This is a genomic window from uncultured Mycobacterium sp., assembly GCF_964249325.1.
Taxonomy (GTDB): domain Bacteria; phylum Actinomycetota; class Actinomycetes; order Mycobacteriales; family Mycobacteriaceae; genus Mycobacterium.
This window is the reverse complement of record NZ_CAXUCH010000275.1, coordinates 1-5289: the sequence shown is the minus strand read 5'-3', so window position 1 is coordinate 5289 and position 5289 is coordinate 1. Positions and strand designations below refer to the sequence as shown.

The following is a 5289-nucleotide window of genomic DNA, read 5'->3' as shown; positions in this document are numbered from 1 at the left end:
GGCCGCAGGAGCCGAGGAGGCCGCCGCTCCCGCGGCCGCCGAGCCGGCCCTCGAGACGCAGAGCACGGAGAGCTGAATCATGTTGATTCCCCGCAAGGTCAAGCACCGCAAGCAGCACCACCCACGCCAGCGCGGCATCGCCAGCGGTGGCACCACGGTGAGCTTCGGCGACTACGGCATCCAGGCGTTAGAGCACGCCTACGTCACCAACCGGCAGATCGAGTCCGCGCGTATCGCCATCAACCGGCCCATCAAACGTGGCGGCAAAGTGTGGATCAACATCTTCCCGGACCGTCCGCTGACCAAAAAGCCCGCCGAGACCCGGATGGGTTCGGGCAAGGGTTCACCGGAGTGGTGGATCGCCAACGTCAAACCGGGCCGGGTGCTGTTCGAGCTGAGCTACCCCAATGAAGCCGTCGCCAGGGCCGCGCTCACCAGAGCAATACACAAGTTGCCGATCAAGGCCCGCATCGTGACCCGAGAGGAGCAGTTCTGATGGCAGTGGGCGTTTCCGCTGGCGAACTGCGTGAGCTCACGGACGACGAGCTGGTCGAGCGTCTGCGCGAATCCAAGGAGGAGTTGTTCAACCTGCGGTTCCAGATGGCCACCGGCCAGCTCAGCAACAACCGTCGGCTGCGCACCGTGCGTCAGGAGATCGCGCGCATCTACACGGTGTTGCGCGAACGAGAACTGGGCCTGGCATCCGGGCCCGGGGGTGAGGAATCGTAATGGCAGAGGCTAAGACTGGCACGAAGGCCCCGGCGAAAAAGGCCGCCACCAAGGCGTCAAAGGCGGCTCCGACGAAAGCGGCTGCCAAAGATGCTGCGCCGAAAGATAAGGGGCCCAAGCACACTCCGCGCACCCCGAAGCCGCGGGGCCGCCGCAAGACCGCGATCGGCTACGTCGTCAGTGACAAGATGCAAAAGACCATCGTGGTCGAGCTGGAGGACCGGGTCAGGCACCCCCTCTACGGCAAGATCATCCGCACCACCAAGAAGGTCAAGGCGCACGACGAGAACAGCGTCGCCGGCATCGGCGACCGCGTCTCGCTGATGGAGACCCGTCCGCTGTCGGCGACCAAACGCTGGCGGCTCGTCGACATCCTCGAAAAGGCCAAGTAAAACCGGGCTGGTCTGCGAGGGCACTCGCAGCTGTAGCCCCTGCTCTGGCCAATAGCGCAGCGACGGCGTGGTGTTTCGGCTGCCCTGAAATGGCTGGCAGTTGCACCACTATTCGACACGTGACTGGTATAGGCTCGCGGCACCGAGAAGAACGGAGCCGTGATGGCAACGCAGTTTCAGGGCAAAATCGAGCTGGATATCCGTGACTCCGAGCCGGATTGGGGTCCATACGCCGCACCGACCGCACCGGAAAACGCGCCGAACATCCTCTATGTGGTGTGGGACGACGTCGGAATCGCGACATGGGATTGCTTCGGCGGGCTGGTCGACATGCCGGCCACGACCAGAATCGCCGACCACGGTGTGCGGTTGTCGCAGTTTCACACCACCGCGCTGTGCTCGCCGACTCGGGCGTCGTTGCTGACCGGTCGCAACGCCACCACTGTGGGTATGGCCACCATCGAAGAGTTCACCGACGGGTTTCCGAACTGCAACGGCCGAATCCCGGCCGACACCGCGTTGCTCTCCGAGGTGCTGGCCGAGCGCGGCTACAACACCTACTGCGTCGGCAAATGGCATCTGACACCGCTGGAGGAGTCGAATCTGGCGTCAACGAAACGAAATTGGCCGCTTTCGCGAGGTTTCGAGCGGTTCTACGGCTTCATGGGCGGGGAAACCGATCAGTGGTATCCGGATCTGGTCTACGACAACCATCCTGTGGCGCCACCGGCTACTCCTGAAGACGGCTACCACCTGTCGAAGGACATCGCCGACAAAACGATCGAGTTCATTCGCGATGCAAAGGTGATCGCACCCGACAAGCCGTGGTTCGCCTATGTCTGCCCGGGTGCAGGCCATGCCCCGCACCATGTGTTCAAGGAATGGGCCGACAAATACGTCGGCCGCTTTGACATGGGGTACGAAAACTACCGCGACATTGTGCTGGAGCGACAGAAGGCGATGGGGATCGTGCCGTCGGATACCGAGCTGTCACCAATTAATCCGTATTTGGATGTTAAAGGCCCGCAAGGCGAACCGTGGCCTCTGCAGGACACCGTGCGCCCCTGGGACTCGTTGGGTGCCGACGAGAAGAGATTGTTTTCCCGGATGGCCGAGGTGTTCGCCGGCTTCTTGAGCTACACCGACGCCCAGATCGGCCGAGTGCTGGACTATCTCGAAGTGTCCGGGCAGTTGGACAACACACTGATCGTGGTGATCTCCGACAACGGGGCCAGCGGTGAAGGCGGACCGAACGGGTCGGTGAATGAGACGAAGTTCTTCAACGGCTACATCGACACCGTCGCAGAGAGCCTGAAGTATTTCGACCGGCTCGGTGGACCGCAGACCTACAACCACTACCCGATCGGGTGGGCGATGGCGTTCAACACGCCGTACAAGTTGTTCAAGCGCTACGCCTCGCATGAGGGCGGCATCGCCGATGCGGCAATCATATGCTGGCCCAACGGGATTGCTGCGCGAGGGGAGGTGCGCGACAACTACGTCAACGTCTGCGATATCACGCCGACCGTCTATGACCTGCTGGGTATCACTGCGCCGGAGACGGTCAAAGGCATCGCTCAGCGTCCGCTGGATGGTGTCAGTTTCAAAGCGGTCGTGGAGGATCCGAGCGCCGTGGTCAAGGAAATGCAGTTCTATACGATGCTGGGCACCCGGGGCATCTGGCACAAAGGCTGGTTCGCCAACACCGTGCACGCCGCCACACCCGCGGGCTGGTCGCACTTCGACGCCGACCGCTGGGAACTCTTCCACATCAAAGCCGACCGCAGCCAATGCCACGACGTCGCCGCGGAGCAGCCTGAGAAGCTCGCGGAACTGAAGGCGCTGTGGTTTTCGGAGGCCGCCAAATACAACGGGCTGCCGCTCGCGGACTTCAACCTGCTGGAAACGATGTCACGGTGGCGGCCCTACCTGGCCGGCGAACGATCCACCTACACTTACTATCCCAATACCGCCGACGTCGGGATTGGGGCGGGCGTCGAAATCCACGGTCGGTCGTTCTCGGTGCTGGCCGAGGTGACCGTCGATACCGGTGCCGAAGGTGTGTTGTTCAAACAGGGCGGTGCCCACGGCGGACACGTCCTGTTCATCCAGGACGGACGGCTGCACTACGTCTACAACTTTCTCGGTGAGCAGGAGCAGATCATCTCCTCACCCGCCGCTGTGCCGCTGGGCCGACAGCTGCTGGGTGTCCAATACATCCGGCGAGGCACGGTGGAGAACAGCCACACCCCGCTGGGTGAAGCCACCCTCTACATCGACGACACCGCGGTCGCCGCGTTGCCGGACATGAAGACTCACCCGGGCACGTTTGGCTTGGCCGGCGCGGCGATCAGCGTCGGGCGCAACAGCGGTTCCGGAGTATCGAGCCGCTATAAGGCGCCATTCGTCTTCAGCGGCGGAGCGATTGCTCAGGTTACGGTGGACCTCTTTGGCGCCGCGTACAAGGACCTCGGAAACGAACTGGCGCTGGCTTTTTCGCGCGACTGAAATGGTGAGGCATTGGGGCGTTGTGCTCTGCTCGGCCCTTCTGGTGGCCGTCTCGGCCAGTTGCGTTAAAACCACTGGCGGTACGGCAGTTTCGGCAAAGGTAGCGAGTTCCTCGACGACGGGAGTCGCTGGCCAACCACAGCCGGACCCGCTCACCGGAGTTCCCGGGGTCGAGACGACGCTGCCCGCTCACATACCGCCTGATGCGCTGGAATGCTTGCCGCCGGCAAGCGTGGTAGGCAAGCCCACCACCGCCACCGTCGCCGACCCGGCGGCGCCCAAAGTCACCATTAGCGTGCCGGACGGCTGGACGTCGACCGCCGGCGACGGTGAGGTGGCCCTGGCGTTAGCCGGACCGGACGGCATGACAGGAAAGGTCACTATCGCGTCGACGATTCTCACACCTGCGGCAGCCTTCACCCAGTACGACGCGATGATGCGATCGAAGGCGGGTGCCGAAGTGACCATCACCCCAGCCCCGTTCTGCGGGTACAGCAGCCAGCAGCTGACCGGCACGTACCGCGGATCGTCGGGCGCAATCGCCTTCGCCGACCGCATCGCTCACATCTGGACGAACACAAACGGCTATCTGGTCGCCATCCACCAGGAAGGACCGAGCGGGCTGCTGGGTTTCGACGCGGCCAAAATCGCGCTGATGGCCGACTTCGCGGTCGTCATACCCTGACATCATGCTGACCGAGCTGGTTGAGCTGCCCGGCGGAGCGTTTCGGATGGGATCGACGAGCTTCTACCCCGAAGAAGCTCCCATCCATACCGCTAGCGTGGCCCCATTCGCGGTGGAACGGCATCCGGTGACCAATGCGCAATTTGCCGAATTCGTCGCTGCCACAGGTTATGTGACAGTCGCCGAAAAACCGATCGATCCCGCACAGTATCCCGGTGCGAATCCTGACGACCTTGTTCCCGGTGCGCTGGTATTCCGCCCAACGCCGGGTCCGGTCGACCTGCGCGACTGGCGGCAGTGGTGGCACTGGGTACCGGGCGCATGCTGGCGCCACCCATTCGGACCCGACAGCGATGTCGCCGCGCGGGCTGATCACCCTGTGGTCCAGGTTGCCTACCCCGATGCCGCGGCCTATGCGCAGTGGGCCGGGCGGCGGCTACCCACGGAAGCGGAGTGGGAGTACGCCGCCCGCGGTGGAATGACCACGAAGTATGCCTGGGGAGACGAGGAGAAGCCCGAGGGCCAGTTGATGGCCAACACATGGCAGGGCCGATTCCCGTACCGCAACGACGGCGCCTTGGGTTGGACTGGGACCTCGCCGGTGGGGACCTTCCCGCCCAATCGGTTCGGGTTGCTGGACATGATCGGCAATGTCTGGGAGTGGACCACCACCGAATACAGCTCACACCACCGGCTGGAGCAGCCCCCGAAACCCTGCTGCACACCGTGCGGACCCGCTGACCCGTCCGTCAACCAGACGCTGAAGGGCGGCTCGCACCTGTGCGCGCCGGAGTACTGCCACCGCTACCGGCCCGCCGCCCGCTCACCCCAGTCGCGGGACACCGCGACCACCCATATCGGGTTCCGCTGCGTCTCCTGAACGCCGGTTCCGCACCTTTACCGGCGGCAATCTCGTGTCACCTGTTGCCTCATGTCAAGATGCGCGCGAAGGCGGATTCGTTGCCTCACGTAAAC

General features: G+C 63.6%; 6 protein-coding genes. All 6 read left to right on the top strand.

Annotated elements, in window-relative coordinates:
• Nucleotides 1-79: 79 nt before the first annotated feature.
• The 6 genes from rplP to ACFE99_RS22380 all read left to right on the top strand — a co-directional run bounded on the left by rplP (nt 80) and on the right by ACFE99_RS22380 (nt 5194).
• Nucleotides 80-496 (top strand): 50S ribosomal protein L16, encoded by a 417-nt coding sequence (gene rplP, locus ACFE99_RS22405; protein WP_375488686.1) that lies wholly within the window; start codon nt 80-82, stop codon nt 494-496.
• Nucleotides 496-729, top strand: a complete 234-nt coding sequence (gene rpmC, locus ACFE99_RS22400) for a 50S ribosomal protein L29 (RefSeq protein WP_083089143.1) — start codon at nt 496-498, stop codon at nt 727-729. Before rplP ends, rpmC begins: the two co-directional genes overlap by 1 nt.
• Nucleotides 729-1121 (top strand): 30S ribosomal protein S17, encoded by a 393-nt coding sequence (gene rpsQ, locus ACFE99_RS22395; protein WP_375488683.1) that lies wholly within the window; start codon nt 729-731, stop codon nt 1119-1121. Before rpmC ends, rpsQ begins: the two co-directional genes overlap by 1 nt.
• A gap of 162 nt (nt 1122-1283) precedes the next feature.
• On the top strand, nt 1284-3629 hold the full coding sequence (locus tag ACFE99_RS22390) for an arylsulfatase (protein WP_375488681.1): 2346 nt from the start codon (nt 1284-1286) through the stop codon (nt 3627-3629).
• 217 nt (nt 3630-3846) lie between these two features.
• Nucleotides 3847-4314, top strand: a complete 468-nt coding sequence (locus tag ACFE99_RS22385) for a hypothetical protein (RefSeq protein ID WP_375488679.1) — start codon at nt 3847-3849, stop codon at nt 4312-4314.
• Between the two features lie 4 nt (nt 4315-4318).
• A complete protein-coding gene (locus tag ACFE99_RS22380; protein ID WP_375488677.1) occupies nt 4319-5194 on the top strand; it encodes a formylglycine-generating enzyme family protein in 876 nt (291 codons plus the stop codon).
• Nucleotides 5195-5289 lie beyond the last annotated feature (95 nt).

Excerpts from the sequence above, each read along its gene's own strand:
- rplP (WP_375488686.1), top strand. The coding sequence starts at position 80 with ATGTTGATTCCCCGCAAGGTCAAGCACCGCAAGCAGCACCACCCACGC.
- rpmC (WP_083089143.1), top strand. The coding sequence starts at position 496 with ATGGCAGTGGGCGTTTCCGCTGGCGAACTGCGTGAGCTCACGGACGAC.
- rpsQ (WP_375488683.1), top strand. The coding sequence starts at position 729 with ATGGCAGAGGCTAAGACTGGCACGAAGGCCCCGGCGAAAAAGGCCGCC.
- ACFE99_RS22390 (WP_375488681.1), top strand. The coding sequence starts at position 1,284 with ATGGCAACGCAGTTTCAGGGCAAAATCGAGCTGGATATCCGTGACTCC.
- ACFE99_RS22380 (WP_375488677.1), top strand. The coding sequence starts at position 4,319 with ATGCTGACCGAGCTGGTTGAGCTGCCCGGCGGAGCGTTTCGGATGGGA.